The organism is Mesorhizobium sp. M0292, assembly GCF_040321695.1.
Taxonomy (GTDB): domain Bacteria; phylum Pseudomonadota; class Alphaproteobacteria; order Rhizobiales; family Rhizobiaceae; genus Mesorhizobium.
The window spans coordinates 137,361-151,907 of the sequence record NZ_JAMYSB010000005.1; the positions used below are offsets into that span (position 1 = coordinate 137,361).

A 14,547-nucleotide genomic window follows, 5' to 3' on the forward strand; every position below is an offset into this window, starting at 1 on the left:
ATGTTGCAGCCCATCTTTCCGCTCATCCTGTTTGCCTTCGTGGCCACCGTCACGCCCGGCATCGCCACCACCCTGTCGACTGCCTCAGGTGCACAGTTCGGTTTTCGCCGTTCCGTTCCCCTATTGGTCGGCAGCGCCGCCGGTCTCGCCACCGTGACCGCTGCTGCCGCCGCCGGGCTCGCCGGTCTGCTGCTGGCCATGCCTTCGCTGCAACTGGCGATGAAAATCATCGGCTCGCTCTATCTCATCTGGCTGGCAATCAAGATCGGCCGCGCCGGGCCGCCCAATCTCGATGTGGCGATGGCAAAACCCAACAGCTTCTTCGGCGGCGCCGGCATTCAATGGATGAACCCGAAGGGCTGGGCGATGGGACTGGGGGCGGCGGCCTCGTTCGCGGCCCTTGCCGACGGGCCGGGACAACTCGCGCTGCTGCTCGGCTCGACCTTCGGCCTCACTGCAGCCGTCTCGCTGTCGATCTGGTGCGTGGCGGGCATGGTGCTGGCACGGCTGCTCGAGACCGAATGGCAATGGCGCGCGCTCAACATCGTGCTGGCGCTGGTGCTGGCTGCATCGATCATACCTATGTGGCGGGGAGCGTAAACGCAGAGGTCGGCGCCAGTACCCCCACCCGGACCTGCGGTCCGACCTCCCCACAAAGGGGAGGTAGGGGAGCGCGCACTTTACCCTCCCCCTTGTGGGGAGGGCCGCGAACGAAGTGAGCGGGGTGGGGGTCCTGGTTCGCGAAGCGAACCAGCTCTCTCCTCAGACCGCGTAGCGGGCAGCAGGCTTGTCGGCGTGCAGGCTGCCGTAGAAGACTTGCCTTGCGCCGAGGAAGGCGTCGAGCTTGGTCGCATCGGCAAGTGCCGGCACGGTGACGGCTTCGCCCCTGGATAGGCCCACAAGCGCGGTATCGACCATATCGTCGGCGGACATGATGATCTCCTTCGGCAGATTGTCGATATCGCCACCGGCGAGCTCCCAGAAATCGGTGCGGGTCGCGCCCGGCAGCACCGCCTGGACCTTCACATTGGTGCCGGCGACTTCGCGGTGCAGGGCCTCGGTGAAGTTGACGACATAGGCCTTGGTGCCGCTGTAGATGCCGCCGAACGAGGTATCATAGGCGAGCACAGAGGCGATGTTGACGATGGCGCCGCGGTTGCGCGCAAGAAGCCCCGGCAGAACGGCGCGGGTCAGGCGGGTCAAGGCGATGACGTTGACCTTGATCATGCGCTCGGCCTCGTCGGCGTCGGCCGTTGCCACCACGGCCTGGCCACCAATGCCGGCATTGTTGACCAGCAGCGTGACGCTGTCGTCGGCTGCGATCGCCTGCTCGACGCGGCGCACATCATTGTCGTCGGCAAGATCGGCTGATATCACGCTGACCTTGCGCTTGTAAGCATATCGCAGCTTTTCAGCCAGTTCCTCCAGCCGGTCGGCGCGCCGCGCTACCAGCACCAGATCGTAGCCTTGCCCGGCCAGCCGGTCGGCATAGACCGCGCCGATGCCGGCCGATGCGCCGGTGACGACTGCGGTACCCTTGTTGTCCTGTCCACTCATTGTCCTGTTCCTTTTTTCTGCCCGGCGAGACAGGTCGATGAACCCTTGTCCCGCCCTGATCTCCAATTAGTGGCATATACCACTTTCCGGGAAGTAGGCATATACCACCATCTTGTCAACGGAGGCGGCAGAAACTATTTCTGCGACAGGCCGGCAGCGGTTTTGCCGGCAAGGAGTCGTGATGAGCAAGACCGCGCTGCCGGGATTCAGCCTTTGCAACAACGCCACGCTGCGGCGCGCCGCGCGCAAGCTCGGCCGCTTTTATGACGATGTAATCTCGCCTTCGGGTCTGAAGGGCACACAGTACGGCCTGCTCTACCAGATCCATGTCAGCAACGAGCCGGCGATGGGCACGATAGCCGAAGCGATGGTCATGGACCTGTCGGCGCTCGGCCATACGCTGAAGCCGCTGATCCGCGACGGCTATGTCGACACCTTCGCCGACAAGGACGACCGCCGCGTCAAGCGGGTGCGGCTGACGCCGCAAGGCCAGGCCAAGCTCGAGGAGACGACGAAATTGTGGACCATTGCCCAGCAGCGCTTCGAGGCGCTGGTCGGCCAGCAGCGAGCGGCAGATCTGCGCGCTATGCTGGATGAAGTCGCGGCGCTGGAGTACGACGTGCCGGCGGCCGCCCCTTCAAGCTGAAAGAGCGGCCGCCGGTCCTTTGCAAAGATCTATTCGGCCGGCATGGCGACCGGCCGGGCCGCCCAGCGGCCGGCCAGCACCACGCCAAGCCCGATCAGCGGGAAGATGGCGGCGACCAGGCCGAGATCGGCCGGCACGCCGTAGCGCAGCACGGCGCCGCCGACCACAGCACCCAGCGCCACGCCGAGATAGAGGGCCGAAGCGTTGAGCGACAGCACGATCGGGGCGGCGTCGGGCGCCAGCTTGATGATGCGGCTGGCCTGCGCCGGCGGAAATGCCCAGCCGACCATGCCCCACGGCACCATCATGGCCATCAATGCCGGCCCGGCGAGATGCTGCGGCAGGAAGGTCGGGATGACCGAGAGCATCACCAGCATGACGGCGCTCAGCGCCAGAGACCAGCCGACGGTGCGCGTCGCACCAAAACGGTCGGCCGCCTGGCCGCCGGCTATGTTGCCGATGACGGCGCCGACACCGAAGGCGAGCAGCATGCCGGGCAGCGCAATCGGGCTGAGGCCGCCGCTCTGGATGGCCAGCGGCGCGATATAGGAAAACACCGAGAAGGCGCCGATCAGGGCAAGAGCGGTGGTCAGCAGGATCGGCATGACGCCGGGGCGCAGCGCCGCAGCCAGCCGCCGCCTGAGCGGCAGCTTGGTACCGACAATGCCGCGCGGCAGCCGGTACCACAGGATGGCGCCGACCAGCGCGCCGAGCCCGGCAATGGCAAAGAAGGTCCCGCGCCAGCCGGCTATCGTGGCAACCAGCGCGCCGAGCGGTGCACCGAGCGCAACCGCCACCGTGGTTCCGCCGACGACGACGGCAATGGCCCGCGCCCGGTGGTGGTCATCGACCAGCGCCACCGCCGTGCCTTGAGCGGTCGCGGCAAACAAGCCTGACGACAGCGCCATGATGATGCGGGCAATGAGCAGCAGTTCGAAGGACGAGCTCAGCGCCGCCACCACATTGCCGATGACGAAGAACGCCAGCGTCCACAAGATGACGCGGCGCCGGTCCCATTCGCCGGTCAGCGTTGCCAGGATCGGCGTGCCGATGGCGTAAGCCAGCGCGAAGGCGGTGATCAGCGTGCCGGCGAGCGGAATGGAAATGCGGGCGTCGGTGGCGATATCAGGCAGCAGGCTGGAGATGACGAAGCCTTCGGTCGAGATCGTGAACGATCCGAGCGCAAGCCAGAAGAGGCGCTTGTCCATAGGGCGTGTCCTTAGTTCAAAACTTATTGAACAATTGGACATAACAGGACATGATGTCAATGAAGCCAGGTGAAAATAGCTGAAGCCTGCTGACAGCCCTGTGTCAGGACAGCCATTGGGCCAATCGCGAAAACGGACTGTGCATGCCCGCGAAAGATCGACGCGTTGAAATCGCCACCGACTGTGCTTAGTTTCGGGCCATGACTTTGCCGCACCCCAATACAGACCAGATCAGCCTGCCGGTTGTGCTCGGCGTGCTTGGCGACCCGACCCGGCTCGCCATCGTGCGCTATCTCGCCAGCAAGGAAGGCGTGCCGCTGAACTGCAGCCGGTTCCTCGACCTCGGCTCCAAGACCAATCTCAGCTATCACCTGGCCAAACTGCGCGAGGCCGGCGTCACCCGCGCCGAGGTGGCCGGCACCAACCGGATGATCACGCTGCGCCGCGCCGACCTCGACGCCCGCTTCCCCGGCCTGCTCGATAGCGTGATTGCGGCGGCCGGAGATGATCCGGCACTGCCCATCGTCGGTGCCCACGACATCGAAATGCCGGGCTAACCGGTTCAGAGGTCAAGGTCCTAGCGCTGCCAAAAACCGATATGCGGGGCGAGGAGCTCCTCGTCCATCTCGGGGAAAGGGCCGTGGACCTCGACCGGCTTCTGCCCGGAGCCGAGGACTGTGCGCGACGAGAGGTTCATCGTCGGGTTCTCTGCGTGATTGCCGGTCAGCGCGAGAAGCTTGGTTTCCTCGAAGCCGTAGACCAGCCGGCCGATATTCGCCCAGTACAGCGTTCCCGTGCACATCGCACAGGGCTCGCCGGTTGTGACCAGCGTGCAAGACCAGAGGAAATCCGGCGGATAGGTGTCGGCGGCACGCCGGGAGAGCTCGGTTTCGGCGTGGCGCACGGTGTTGATGTTGCCTTGCCGCATCAGGATGCGATCGTCGGGGCCGACGAGCACGCAGCCGAAAGGATGGTGCCCGTGCGCGGCAGTCTCGCGCGCGACGTCATTGGCGGCGCGAAGGTGGGCAACCATCTGGTCGCGGGTCATCGCCTGTCCTCCCCCGGATGAACTCTGGAGCGGCGTGGACGCTAGCAGATGGAGTGCTTCCGCGATAGGCGGGGCTCCCGGCTGTCTCGAACGATCTCAAGGGCTTGATAATGAAGGCAGGGGCTTGATAACGAAGACGGGCCGCAAGCCTCAACGGGCTGCACCAAGGAGCCCGCCGCATGCGCATTGCCGTTCTCGCCGACATCCATGGCAATGTGCTGGCGCTGGATGCCGTGCTCGCCGATCTAGCGCGGCGCGGCGGCGCCGATCTCACCGTCAACCTTGGCGACTGTGTCTCCGGCCCGCTCTGGCCGCGCGAGACATTCGAGCGGCTCGAAGCGCTCGACCTGCCGACGGTGCGCGGCAACCATGACCGCCGCGTCGCGGTCGATCCGGCCGACGATATGATGTGGGCTTCAGACCGCTATGCGCAGGAACGGCTGACATCAGCGCAGCGCGAAGCCCTGCTCGCCCTGCCCTTCACGCTGGAGATTGTTCCCGGCGTGGTCGCTTTCCATGCGCGGCCCGACCATGACGAGAAATACCTGCTCGACGCGATCGTCGATGGCCAACTGGTGCGCGCGCCGCTTGCCGCTATTCAGCGGCGGTTGCAGGCGCTGGACGCGGCCTGCCGCATCGTGCTGTGCGGCCACAGCCACCGCGCGGAACTGGTCCGTATCCCCGGCGGCCCCTTGCTCTTCATTCCCGGCAGCGTCGGCGCCCCCGCCTATGAAGATGACACGCCCCCGGCGCATGTTTCGGAGCAAGGCAGCCCGCATGCGCGCTACGGCATCCTCACCTTGGATGGCGATGGTCCAGACCGTTTCGAGACCATCGCCGTCGACTACGACCACGAAGCGGCGGCGAGACAGGCCGCACAGGCGGGCCGACCGGAATGGGCGCATGCGCTGAGGACCGGCTTCATGCCCAAACCCTCTTGGCAAGGCTCCGCTTGACCGCATGGCTGCGCCCTGCTTCCGCCTCGCGGCACCAAACATCGGACGCATTTTCAGACTTACATGGCCGCGTATCGTCCCTTATAAAACCGCCTTGGCATACGGCAGGACTGCTGCCGCAAGGGTAATCGGCGCACGGCCAAATGATGAGGCGCACAATCCGAACCATTTTGCATCGACTGACTGGCGCTCCGCTCCTGCGGGCAGCCCGGTTGTTGGCGGGTCCGTTGGTGGTGGGCCCGTTGTTGGTGAGCTTGCCGGCCAATGCCGAGGACGCGCCTGCAGACATCGTTTCCATCGTGACCGAACTCGGCCCAGGCGATCTCCTCAACATCCGCGCCACGCCGTCGCCGGTCGGCAGAACCCAGGCGCGCCTGCCGATCGGGTCGAGCGTCAGGAATTTCGGCTGCAACGAAGTGGATGGCCACCGCTGGTGCAAGGTCGAGGAGATCGACAATCCACTGGTCAAAGGCTGGGCGCCCGCGCGCTATCTTATCCCCGACAATCCGACCGTGGTCGAAGTTGACGCCGCGCCGCCCCAGGTGACCGCCAGCGCTGAAGCCGGCGGCCCGACGCTCGCGCCCGACATGTCGACGCAGCCGGCCGACGTGGCCGCAGCGCCCCGGACGACTGCACCTGCCGCCTCTGCCGCTCCGGCTGCACCCACTCAGGCTCCACCCACCCCGGCTGCACCCGCGCCGGCTCCACTCGACCTGACGGAGCGCCTTGGCGGCACGAATCCAGGCGCGCCGAAGTCCGCCGCCGAGATCGGCAGGACCGCCATGCAGGATGCTTACGGCCTTGCCTTCGCAGCGAATGAAAGTCCGCCGACGGATGAAATCCCTGCCACAGAGGCTCCGGCAACGGAGGCCACAGGGACGCCGGAACTCGCCGCCGCCGCGTCTGCGGGAGCAGCGCCGGATACGGCGTCCGCGCCGGGGGTACTATCCCCGACGCCACGGCCAGACCAGGCCAAAGCTGCGACCGCTACGCAAACCGTTGCACGGCTGGAACCCCCGCCCGCCCTCGGCGCCACCGCCGAGATCCCCTGCGCCCGCTATGTCGGACAACCGATGACCCGCTGCGCCGTCAACATCGTCCACAATGGCGCTGACGAGGCAGACATCACCGTGACCTGGCCCGACGGCGGCACCCGCGTCATCTCCTTCTCTGCCGGCATGCCGGCCAACTCGGATTTGGGCAAGGACTTCCGCTTCACAAGGGAAGGCAGCCTCAACATGATCCGCGTCGGGGTATCCGAGCGGTTTGAGATTACGGATCAGCTCGCGCTGGGGGATTAGGTGTCAGGCAGTAGGGAATGGGCAATAGGCGCCTTAACCTCGCTCCTGCCTAATCCCCACTGCCTGATCCCTACTGCCTAATCCCTACTGCCTAGCCTCATTTTCGGGGTTACATCTCCCAAAACTCTTCCCTATAAGGCCCTCCTAGCCTGATACCAGAATCGCAAGCACAACCGGCCGGGTCTTCCCGTCCCGGTTTTTCGTGCAAGCCGCTCGCCGAACGGAACTCACAACGATGCCAAGACGCACCGACATCAAGTCGATCCTGATCATCGGGGCCGGCCCCATCGTCATCGGCCAGGCCTGCGAGTTCGATTATTCCGGCACACAGGCCTGCAAGGCGCTGAAGGAGGAGGGCTTTCGCGTCATCCTGGTCAATTCCAACCCGGCCACCATCATGACCGACCCGGAGCTGGCCGACGCCACCTATATCGAGCCAATCACGCCTGAAGTCGTCGCCAAGATCATCGCCAAGGAGCGGCCCGACGCGCTGCTGCCAACCATGGGCGGCCAGACCGCGCTAAACACCGCTCTGTCGCTGCGCCGCATGGGCGTGCTCGAGCGCTACAATGTCGAGATGATCGGCGCCGACGCCACGGCCATCGACAAGGCCGAGGACCGGGCGCTGTTTCGCGAGGCGATGAAGAAGATCGGCCTCGAAACGCCGAAGTCGATGCTGGCCAATGCCACCGACGTCAAGAACGCCGACCGCAAGACCCATGAGGCCGAGCGCGCCGCCGTCAAGGCCGAGGCGCCTGCCGACCTCGATGCCGCGCTCGACGCGCTGGAAACCCGCTGGAACCTCGGCGAAGGCGACCGCAAGCAGCGCTACATCAGCCATGGCATGGCGATTGCCGCCCAGGCGCTCGACCATGTCGGCCTGCCCGCCATCATCCGCCCGTCCTTCACCATGGGCGGCACCGGCGGCGGCATCGCCTACAACCGCGCCGAATTCTACGACATCGTCCAGTCCGGCCTCGACGCCTCGCCGACCACCGAAGTGCTGATCGAGGAAAGCGTGCTCGGCTGGAAGGAGTATGAGATGGAGGTCGTCCGCGACAAGGCGGACAATTGCATCATCGTCTGCTCGATCGAGAACATCGACCCGATGGGCGTACACACCGGTGACTCGATCACCGTCGCCCCCGCGCTGACCTTGACCGACAAGGAATACCAGATGATGCGCAACGCCTCGATCGCGGTGCTGCGCGAGATCGGCGTCGAGACCGGCGGCTCCAATGTGCAGTTCGCCGTCAATCCGGCCGATGGCCGGCTGGTCGTCATCGAGATGAACCCGCGCGTCTCGCGCAGTTCCGCCTTGGCTTCGAAGGCGACCGGTTTTCCGATCGCCAAGATCGCGGCCAAGCTCGCTGTCGGCTACACGCTGGACGAGCTGGAGAACGACATCACCGGCGGCGCCACGCCCGCCTCCTTCGAGCCGAGCATCGATTACGTCGTCACAAAAATCCCGCGTTTTGCCTTCGAGAAATTTCCCGGCGCCGAGCCGGTGCTGACCACCGCCATGAAGTCGGTCGGTGAAGTCATGGCCATCGGCCGCACCTTTCAGGAATCGCTGCAGAAGGCTTTGCGCGGTCTGGAAACCGGCCTGACCGGCCTCGACGAGATCGAGATCCCCGGCCTCGGCCACGGTGCCGTGGCTGCCAACCACGCCGACGACCGCAACGCCATCCGCGCCGCGCTCGGCACGCCGACGCCCGACCGGCTGCGCATGGTGGCGCAGGCGATCCGCATGGGCACCTCGCTGGAAGACGTGCACGCAATGTGCAAGATCGACCCGTGGTTCCTCGAACAGATCGCCGGCATCGTATCCATGGAAGCCCGCATCCGCGAGCACGGCATCCCGCAGGACGCCGTCAATCTGCGCATGCTGAAGGCGATGGGCTTCTCCGATGCCCGCCTCGCCTCGCTGACGAAGACCGACGCCGAAGTGATTCAAAGGATTCGTGAAAAGCTCGACGTTCATCCGGTTTATAAGCGCATCGACACGTGCGCGGCCGAGTTCGCCTCGCCCACCGCCTACATGTACTCGACCTATGAAGTGCCCTTCGCCGGCGCGCTGGCCAATGAAGCGCAAGTGTCAGCGCGGAAAAAAGTCGTCATCCTCGGCGGCGGTCCCAACCGCATCGGCCAGGGCATCGAGTTCGACTATTGCTGCTGCCATGCCGCCTTCGCGCTGCGCGACGCCGGCTATGAAGCGATCATGATCAACTGCAACCCCGAGACGGTCTCGACCGACTACGACACCTCGGACCGGCTGTACTTCGAGCCGCTGACGGCGGAAGACGTGCTGGAGATCCTGCGCGCCGAACAGGCGTCGGGCGAACTGGTCGGCGTCATCGTCCAGTTCGGCGGCCAGACGCCGCTGAAGCTTGCCGACGCGCTGGAGAAGGCCGGCATCCCGATCCTGGGCACGTCACCCGACATGATCGATCTGGCCGAAGACCGCGACCGTTTCCAGAAGCTGTTGCACAAGCTCAACCTCAGCCAGCCGAAGAACGGCATCGCCTATTCGGTCGAGCAGGCGCGCCTGGTCGCCGGCGAGCTCGGCTTCCCGCTGGTGGTGCGCCCCTCCTATGTGCTCGGCGGACGTGCCATGCAGATCATCCATGACGAGGGCATGCTGCAATCCTATCTGCTCGACACCGTGCCCGGCCTGGTGCCGGAGGACATCAAGCAGAAATACCCCAACGACAAGACCGGCCAGATCAACACGCTGCTGGGCAAGAACCCGCTTTTGTTCGACACCTATCTCTCGGGCGCCATCGAGGTCGATGTCGACTGCCTCTGCGACGGCAAGTCGACCTTCGTATCGGGCATCCTCGAACACATCGAGGAAGCCGGCATCCACTCCGGCGACAGCGCCTGCTCGCTGCCCGTTCACTCGCTGCCTTCCGAACTGGTCGACGAGCTGGAGCGCCAGACGGCAGCACTTGCCCGAGCGCTCAATGTCGGCGGCCTGATGAACGTGCAGTATGCGATCAAGGACGGCATCGTCTATGTGCTGGAGGTCAACCCGCGGGCATCGCGCACCGTGCCCTTCGTCGCCAAGACCATCGGGCGTCCGATTGCGAAAATTGCTGCCCGCATCATGGCCGGCGAGAAGCTGGAAGACGCCTTCGCCCATTACGGCGCCATGCCCGACCCGCGCAACCCCGGCCACATCGCCGTCAAGGAAGCGGTCTTCCCCTTCGCCCGCTTCCCCGGCGTCGACATATTGCTCGGCCCGGAAATGCGCTCGACCGGCGAGGTCATGGGTCTCGACCGCGACTTTGCGCTGGCCTTCGCCAAGAGCCAGCTCGGCGCGGGTGTTGATCTTCCCCGCTCCGGCACGCTGTTCGTCTCGGTACGCGACGAGGACAAGGCCGGCATCCTGCCGGCGGTCAAGCGCCTCGCCGGTCAGGGCTTCAAGGTGCTCGCGACATCCGGCACCGCCCGCTTCCTCGCCGAGAACGGCGTCGACGCGCAGAAGATCAACAAGGTGCTCGAGGGCCGCCCCCACATCGAAGACGCCATCCGCAACCGCCAGGTCCAGATCGTCTTCAACACCACGGACGGCCAGAAGGCGGTGTCGGACTCCAAGTCGCTGCGCCGCGCAACGCTGATGCAGAAGGTGCCGTATTACACGACGCTATCGGGTGCGGCCGCGGTGGCGGAGGCTATTGCGGCGTTGAAGGCGGGGAGCCTGGAAGTCAGGCCGCTGCAGGAGTATTTTGCATAGAGATTGGCGAAAACGCTGGCGACAGCGTCCTCCTCCGAGTCACGTGTAGAAGGTGCCGCCAAGCAGATGAGGGTGGCGTCGCCCGTGCTCTACTGTGAAGCTCAGCGCTGGACGCCTCAGTGGGAACCTTAACGAGCACTGCAAGGGTAGGCTCAACCTCTTTCCGACATTGAGCCCGTAGAGCAAATTAAGTTTCACGCTTAAGTATAGCTACCGGAAACAATAGCAGATTCTATCTTCGTCCTCGTTCCGGCGTCTTTGAAGAATCTATTCAACGAAAAAAGTGGATCCACACTTTTCTCAGGCTTAACTAACCGCTTTGTAAATTCCACCGCCTCATCAATTTTGCTCAAAGCCAACGGCAGATCGAAGGGATTAATAGAATCCTTTACGCATAGGCGCTTAACTGCAAAAAGTATATGGTATGCCCCGTCAATAATAAACAGATCATCTGGGTCAATTGAAAGCTTCTCACGAACACTTTTTTGAACAGCCTTCTTTTTTCTTTCAATGGTCTCCAACACCCTAACAGGGGTTATCAAATTTATCGGATCCAAGTCCTCCGAGAAAACCGTATCGAACAAGTCACCAAACGTTCTACCCCTATCCTTCTTCGCAATTTCCGGCATATCCAAACCGTACGCCAAATAAGCTTGACCAGCTAATAATGAATCAATTCGCTTTGATTTTTCGATAGTTCGATATTGGTCCTTCTTTCTCTCATAAAAAAGACCAATCGCTTTCATAGATTGTTCAATTTTACGCTGAACAGAAGTATTCGCTCTGAGGTCTCGGCTCTTTATCGGAGTCTGGCTGTTTGTTGTCTCGGATACTTTCTGCCCGATATCGTCTGCCTTGGCCTCTATAATTCGAACCAACACCAAAACATCATCAAGCTTTTCAGAATCCTGACGATTTGCCTCAAACAAAGCATTTGATGTCTGGCCCCCATTCACGATTTGTACATTTTGGAGGCTGACGAGTGGGCCACGAGAGCCTTTGGCATAAGAGAAAGAGCTACAGGTTATTGTAAGACCATTATTGAGATACCAAAAAAAGAAGCGATCTTCTGATAGAGCCGTCGCTATAATTTCTCTATTGATCGGATTCAAATGGTTTTGATAGACGCGGACATTTTCATCAAAGATCGGGGTGTAAACTTTACTCGGATCATTGGGGTCAGATATCATCTGAACAATTTGTTTAGCGTCCACACTGCAAATTAAAGCTCGAGCTTTCCCATCCGTCCTTTCAAAATAATCCTTGTCTACAATATATATGTCCTTGTTTATTAAAGGTTTTTCCAATTCAACAAAGTTCTGAACGATCTCCTCAAGCGAATGCCCTATCGCGCGAACATACCTATACTTTGCGAAAGCGTCATCAACTCGCTTTTTATCGTGAGCGGTCAGCGACTGCATGTTCCCACAGAAATGAACCTCAATACGAGGACTTTTCTTAGCCAAAGAGTCCCATATTTCTTGGACCTTGTCCCACAACAACGGGTTACAAGTCTGTTTCAGCCTGAGATCTTTATCCAGGACGTCCGATAGAAATGAAAGAACCTTATCAATCTCCCCTCCTGGGAAATTGTTCCTCGTTTTCTCGAAACTACCTGTATACTTGAATTGAAACAGGTGGACCGTGTTGTCTCCGTCACGCTGATCGACGTAGACTCCATCAATCCCTCGATCATTGCCGCCATCAACAATCGCGTCATATGCCTCCTCGTCGCTTACGCCGAGAACTGTCGCCACCATCAGAGCTGCGAAGGCTCGCGGTTGAGTTTCGAACCCTGCGGAGGGATCTAGCCATTCGGCCACTTTGTGATTGAGCGTATTGAAATCTAGAAGTGTTGCCATACCCTGCCTACCCACATTGCATGCTCACGGAATGAACCATAGCCGCCGAACTTGCAAGACCGTGAACCGCCTGATTGCCAGCCTCACGCCACCGCCACACACTCGATCTCGATATCGAACTCCATCGGCCATGATGCCACCGGCACAAAACTGCGCGCCGGCGGGTTCACGCTGAAATACCTGGCATAGACTCGGTTGATGGCGTTGTAGAAGCCGGAATTGACGGCGTAGATGCGCACCATCACCACGTTGTCGAGCGAGGTTCCCGCCGCTTCCAGGCAGTGCTTCAGCGCCTTCAGCGACGCCTCGGTCTGGGTTTCGATATCGCCGCGCACCATCTCGCCGGTCACCATGTCGACCGGCGGCGTCGCCGAGATGAACACGAAGCCGTTGGCCCTCACCGCCGTCGAGCAGGGCAGCCCGAGCGCCCGCACCTTGGCCGACATCACGGGCACTTCGATGACTTCTTTTTTCATGGTGATCTTCCCCTTGTTTGCCAAGCTGGCGCCAAGGCCCCCTCACCCAGCCTCCGCTTCGCTCGGCTGACCTCTCCCCGAGGGGAGAGGAGCCGGTCAGCGCCAGCGCTTCCCTCTTCTCCCCAGTGGGGAGAAGGTGGCCGCGAAGCGGTCGGATGAGGGGGCCTGCGCCACCTTTGATTGTTAGGAGCTTATCCCCCCGCCCAGCGAACACCAGCGCCGAAGCATGGTCCAGCGCTCACCCCTGCCCCGGATACGGCGTGCCGTCCTTGTGCAGGAACCTTCCATCTGAGCTTGGGCTCATCATGTCGATGTCGGAGCAAGTGATGAGATCATCCGGATTGCGCGAGCCGACTTCGAGATAGCGCGCCGTTGTGGACGAGCGGTTGATCATGTGGTGGCCGTTGCCGCTGTTCTTGGCAAAGGTCGCGCAGTCGCCGGCCTTGAGCAGGGTCTCGCCGCCATCCTCGACCAGCACCAGTTCCCCTTCCAGCACATAAACAAGCTCGTCCTCATGGCTGTGCCAGTGGCGCTGGCTCGACCAGCCGCCTGATGGCAATGTCATCAGGTTGACGCCGAAGTCGGTGAGGCCGCCGGCATCGCCGAGGCGATGGCGTGTGCGCTCGGCGCAAGGGGCGTCGAAGGGTGCGGGGTAGCCGGAGCCCTTGCGGACAGGCACGGTGGACAGGTCGATCTTGGGCATGGGAGCTCCATGAATTGGTGGCGGCAGTGTATGTCACTGCCGGCGCAGCCACAGAGCCACTTTGCCGCAATGCCTTGCCAACGGCAGGCATCGGCCGTCGCACTCTACGGCGCCCCCCTCTGTCCTGCCGGACATCTCCCCCACGAGGAGGGAGATTGGCTGTCGCCTCAGCCTTCGCCAATTTTCACCGTCGCAAGAAAAGCACGGCGCCGACGCTGCTGATCTCCCCACTCGTGGGGGAGATGTCCGGCAGGACAGAGGGGGGCGCCGTAGAATGCTATTGCTGGCCAGTCACCAGTCCTCAACCCTGATGCGCCGCCGCGAGTTCCTTCACGTGCTTCTCGTGCATCTGCAGCGTCGGCAGCGTCTTCTTGGCGAATTCCTTCATCGCCGGGTCGTCGCCCGAGTTGGCATAGCTGCTGAAAAGGGCTACGGCCTCCTTGTGCGCGTCCGTCTGCATTTGGATGTACTTGGCGTCAAAATCCTTGCCGCTTGCGCTCTTCAACTCGTCGAGCATTGCCTGCTCCTTCGGCTGCAGGGCCGGCCCCGCGGCTTTGGTCGAACCGGTGGTCTGGCCCTGGCTCAGCGCCGCCTTGAACTCCTTGCCGGCTTTGGTGTGGTCCTTGACCATCTGCTTGGCGAATTTCCTGACGTCAGCCGCCTTGGATTTCTCCTCGGCGAGCTTGCTCGACTGGATTTCGAATTCGTTGGAGCTGGGCACGGTCTTGACGAAGGTTGGGGTATCGACCTTGCTGGCGGCCATGGCAGGCGCGACCGCGGTCGAGTTGGCCGCAAGGGCGGCAGGGGCACCGGCGAACAAGGCCACGGCGGCAATGGTGAGAAGCGTTTTCATCTGAGGTCTCCGATTTTGAAAATTTCCCTCGGCTAATCAAACGCGGCATTGGCGGCAGGGTTGCGTCCGGAGAACTATTCGTCAGCGATCATCTGCCGAAGGGCCGTCCCGCGCCCCTGGCGGACAGCACGCCTCGCCATATGCAGCTGTTCGTTCCAGTTCGGCCGACCCTCAGGCGTGAAATCCATAAGGTTCCAC

Annotated in this window: 13 protein-coding genes; 6 read left to right on the plus strand and 7 right to left on the minus strand. The window is 62.4% G+C overall.

The window, feature by feature from the left end; genetic code table 11:
- Positions 1 to 600, plus strand: a complete 600-nt coding sequence (locus tag NKI96_RS09500; protein ID WP_023689744.1) for a LysE family translocator — start codon at positions 1 to 3, stop codon at positions 598 to 600.
- A 162-nt stretch (positions 601 to 762) separates the two neighbouring features.
- Here NKI96_RS09500 and NKI96_RS09505 read toward each other — a convergent pair whose 3' ends face one another.
- Positions 763 to 1,557 carry an SDR family NAD(P)-dependent oxidoreductase gene (locus NKI96_RS09505; protein WP_352803892.1) on the minus strand — a complete coding sequence of 265 codons (795 nt, stop codon included), beginning with the start codon at positions 1,555 to 1,557 and terminating at the stop codon, positions 763 to 765.
- A 181-nt stretch (positions 1,558 to 1,738) separates the two neighbouring features.
- On the opposite strand from NKI96_RS09505, the gene NKI96_RS09510 reads away from it, so the two are divergent.
- On the plus strand, positions 1,739 to 2,203 hold the full coding sequence (locus tag NKI96_RS09510; protein ID WP_023689742.1) for a MarR family winged helix-turn-helix transcriptional regulator: 465 nt from the start codon (positions 1,739 to 1,741) through the stop codon (positions 2,201 to 2,203).
- 29 nt (positions 2,204 to 2,232) lie between these two features.
- On the opposite strand, the gene NKI96_RS09515 is transcribed toward NKI96_RS09510, so the two are convergent.
- Positions 2,233 to 3,411, minus strand: a complete 1,179-nt coding sequence (locus NKI96_RS09515) for an MFS transporter (RefSeq protein ID WP_023683782.1) — start codon at positions 3,409 to 3,411, stop codon at positions 2,233 to 2,235.
- A 200-nt stretch (positions 3,412 to 3,611) separates the two neighbouring features.
- Between NKI96_RS09515 and NKI96_RS09520 the strand changes: the two genes are divergently transcribed.
- Complete coding sequence (locus NKI96_RS09520; RefSeq protein WP_352803895.1) at positions 3,612 to 3,968, plus strand: ArsR/SmtB family transcription factor; 357 nt, start codon at positions 3,612 to 3,614, stop codon at positions 3,966 to 3,968.
- A 20-nt stretch (positions 3,969 to 3,988) separates the two neighbouring features.
- Here the strand turns inward: NKI96_RS09520 and NKI96_RS09525 are convergent, their stop codons facing one another.
- Positions 3,989 to 4,459: a nucleoside deaminase gene (locus tag NKI96_RS09525; RefSeq protein WP_023672423.1), complete on the minus strand. Its 471-nt coding sequence runs from the start codon at positions 4,457 to 4,459 to the stop codon at positions 3,989 to 3,991.
- Between the two features lie 179 nt (positions 4,460 to 4,638).
- On the opposite strand from NKI96_RS09525, the gene NKI96_RS09530 reads away from it, so the two are divergent.
- From NKI96_RS09530 to carB, 3 genes are all read left to right on the plus strand, one after another.
- Positions 4,639 to 5,415, plus strand: coding sequence for a metallophosphoesterase family protein (locus NKI96_RS09530; protein ID WP_352803897.1), 777 nt, complete (start codon positions 4,639 to 4,641; stop codon positions 5,413 to 5,415).
- Positions 5,416 to 5,663: 248 nt separating this feature from the next.
- Positions 5,664 to 6,716, plus strand: coding sequence for an SH3 domain-containing protein (locus tag NKI96_RS09535; RefSeq protein ID WP_352594945.1), 1,053 nt, complete (start codon positions 5,664 to 5,666; stop codon positions 6,714 to 6,716).
- A gap of 235 nt (positions 6,717 to 6,951) precedes the next feature.
- Positions 6,952 to 10,455: a carbamoyl-phosphate synthase large subunit gene (carB, locus tag NKI96_RS09540; RefSeq protein WP_352803899.1), complete on the plus strand. Its 3,504-nt coding sequence runs from the start codon at positions 6,952 to 6,954 to the stop codon at positions 10,453 to 10,455.
- Between the two features lie 200 nt (positions 10,456 to 10,655).
- Here carB and NKI96_RS09545 read toward each other — a convergent pair whose 3' ends face one another.
- The 4 genes from NKI96_RS09545 to NKI96_RS09560 all read right to left on the minus strand — a co-directional run bounded on the left by NKI96_RS09545 (position 10,656) and on the right by NKI96_RS09560 (position 14,349).
- Positions 10,656 to 12,317, minus strand: coding sequence for an AIPR family protein (locus tag NKI96_RS09545; RefSeq protein WP_352803902.1), 1,662 nt, complete (start codon positions 12,315 to 12,317; stop codon positions 10,656 to 10,658).
- Positions 12,318 to 12,400: 83 nt separating this feature from the next.
- Positions 12,401 to 12,793 (minus strand): Rid family hydrolase, encoded by a 393-nt coding sequence (locus NKI96_RS09550; RefSeq protein WP_023833494.1) that lies wholly within the window; start codon positions 12,791 to 12,793, stop codon positions 12,401 to 12,403.
- A 238-nt stretch (positions 12,794 to 13,031) separates the two neighbouring features.
- Positions 13,032 to 13,496, minus strand: coding sequence for a cupin domain-containing protein (locus NKI96_RS09555; RefSeq protein WP_352803904.1), 465 nt, complete (start codon positions 13,494 to 13,496; stop codon positions 13,032 to 13,034).
- A gap of 301 nt (positions 13,497 to 13,797) precedes the next feature.
- The gene (locus NKI96_RS09560; RefSeq protein WP_023821931.1) at positions 13,798 to 14,349 is read right to left on the minus strand and encodes a DUF4142 domain-containing protein; all 552 of its coding nucleotides are present in this window, start codon (positions 14,347 to 14,349) and stop codon (positions 13,798 to 13,800) included.
- Between the last annotated feature and the right edge of the window lie 198 nt (positions 14,350 to 14,547).

Coding starts and splice junctions, on each gene's coding strand:
- NKI96_RS09500 (WP_023689744.1), top strand. CDS start 1: ATGTTGCAGCCCATCTTTCCGCTCATCCTGTTTGCCTTCGTGGCCACC.
- NKI96_RS09505 (WP_352803892.1), bottom strand. CDS start 1,557: ATGAGTGGACAGGACAACAAGGGTACCGCAGTCGTCACCGGCGCATCG.
- NKI96_RS09510 (WP_023689742.1), top strand. CDS start 1,739: ATGAGCAAGACCGCGCTGCCGGGATTCAGCCTTTGCAACAACGCCACG.
- NKI96_RS09515 (WP_023683782.1), bottom strand. CDS start 3,411: ATGGACAAGCGCCTCTTCTGGCTTGCGCTCGGATCGTTCACGATCTCG.
- NKI96_RS09520 (WP_352803895.1), top strand. CDS start 3,612: ATGACTTTGCCGCACCCCAATACAGACCAGATCAGCCTGCCGGTTGTG.
- NKI96_RS09525 (WP_023672423.1), bottom strand. CDS start 4,459: ATGACCCGCGACCAGATGGTTGCCCACCTTCGCGCCGCCAATGACGTC.
- NKI96_RS09530 (WP_352803897.1), top strand. CDS start 4,639: ATGCGCATTGCCGTTCTCGCCGACATCCATGGCAATGTGCTGGCGCTG.
- carB (WP_352803899.1), top strand. CDS start 6,952: ATGCCAAGACGCACCGACATCAAGTCGATCCTGATCATCGGGGCCGGC.
- NKI96_RS09545 (WP_352803902.1), bottom strand. CDS start 12,317: ATGGCAACACTTCTAGATTTCAATACGCTCAATCACAAAGTGGCCGAA.
- NKI96_RS09550 (WP_023833494.1), bottom strand. CDS start 12,793: ATGAAAAAAGAAGTCATCGAAGTGCCCGTGATGTCGGCCAAGGTGCGG.
- NKI96_RS09555 (WP_352803904.1), bottom strand. CDS start 13,496: ATGCCCAAGATCGACCTGTCCACCGTGCCTGTCCGCAAGGGCTCCGGC.
- NKI96_RS09560 (WP_023821931.1), bottom strand. CDS start 14,349: ATGAAAACGCTTCTCACCATTGCCGCCGTGGCCTTGTTCGCCGGTGCC.